The sequence below is a fragment of the Glycomyces sp. NPDC047010 genome (genome assembly GCF_040644205.1).
Classification (GTDB): Bacteria; Actinomycetota; Actinomycetes; order Mycobacteriales; family Micromonosporaceae; genus Glycomyces.
In genome coordinates, this window is record NZ_JBEYVY010000027.1 from 1 (window position 1) to 1,458 (window position 1,458).

The 1,458-nt window shown below is 58.6% G+C and carries 1 rRNA gene; it reads left to right on the forward strand.

The features are described 5' to 3' along the window. The first annotated feature begins 17 nt into the window (after positions 1 to 17). Positions 18 to 1,458: ribosomal RNA gene (locus AB0A65_RS26765) — 16S ribosomal RNA — on the forward strand.

Consider the following 1,458-nt stretch of genomic DNA (forward strand, 5'->3'; position numbering starts at 1 on the left):
TGGTGCGCGACAAGTTTTTGTTGGAGAGTTTGATCCTGGCTCAGGACGAACGCTGGCGGCGTGCTTCACACATGCAAGTCGAACGGAAAGGCCCGCTTGCGGGTACTCGAGTGGCGAACGGGTGAGTAACACGTGGGTAACCTGCCCCCATCTCTGGGATAACCGTTGGAAACGGCGGCTAATACCGGATACGACCTTGCACCGCATGGTGTGGGGTGGAAAGTTTTTGCGGTTGGGGAGGGGCCCGCGGCCTATCAGCTGGTTGGTGGGGTGATGGCCTACCAAGGCGGTGACGGGTAGCCGGCCTGAGAGGGCGGTCGGTCACATTGGGACTGAGATACGGCCCAGACTCCTACGGGAGGCAGCAGTGGGGAATTTTGCACAATGGGCGCAAGCCTGATGCAGCGACGCCGCGTGAGGGATGACGGCTTTCGGGTTGTAAACCTCTTTTATCCACCACGAAGGCGGTGTATTCGCACCGTTGACGGTAGTGGTTGAATAAGCGCCGGCTAACTACGTGCCAGCAGCCGCGGTAAGACGTAGGGCGCGAGCGTTGTCCGGATTTATTGGGCGTAAAGGGCTCGTAGGCGGCCCGCTGCGTCTGCCGTGAAAGGCCTCGGCTTAACCGGGGTTTTGCGGTGGATACGGGCGGGCTTGAGGCAAGTAGGGGAAACTGGAATTCTACGTGTAGCGGTGAAATGCGCAGATATGTGGAGGAACACCGGTGGCGAAGGCGGGTTTCTGGGCTTGTTCTGACGCTGAGGAGCGAAAGCGTGGGGAGCGAACAGGATTAGATACCCTGGTAGTCCATGCTGTAAACGGTGGGCGCTAGGTGTGGGGCCACGTTGGTTGGTTCTGTGCCGTAGCTAACGCATTAAGCGCCCCGCCTGGGGAGTACGGCCGCAAGGCTAAAACTCAAAGGAATTGACGGGGGCCCGCACAAGCGGCGGAGCATGCGGATTAATTCGATGCAACGCGAAGAACCTTACCTGGGTTTGACATCACCCGGAAACCTCTAGAGATAGAGGCCTCTTCGGACTGGGTGACAGGTGGTGCATGGCTGTCGTCAGCTCGTGTCGTGAGATGTTGGGTTAAGTCCCGCAACGAGCGCAACCCTTATCCCGTGTTGCCAGCATTCAGTTGGGGACTCGCGGGAGACTGCCGGGGTTAACTCGGAGGAAGGTGGGGATGAGGTCAAGTCATCATGCCCCTTATGTCCAGGGCTTCACGCATGCTACATTGGCCGGTACAGCGGGTTGCGATACCGTGAGGTGGAGCGAATCTCTGTAAAGCCGGTCTTGGTTCGGATTCGAGTCTGCAACTCGACTCGATGAAGGTGGAGTCGCTAGTAATCGCAGATCAGCAACGCTGCGGTGAATGCGTTCCCGGGCCTTGTACACACCGCCCGTCACGTCATGAAAGTTGGCAACACCCGAAGCCTGCGGCCTAACCGGTTTG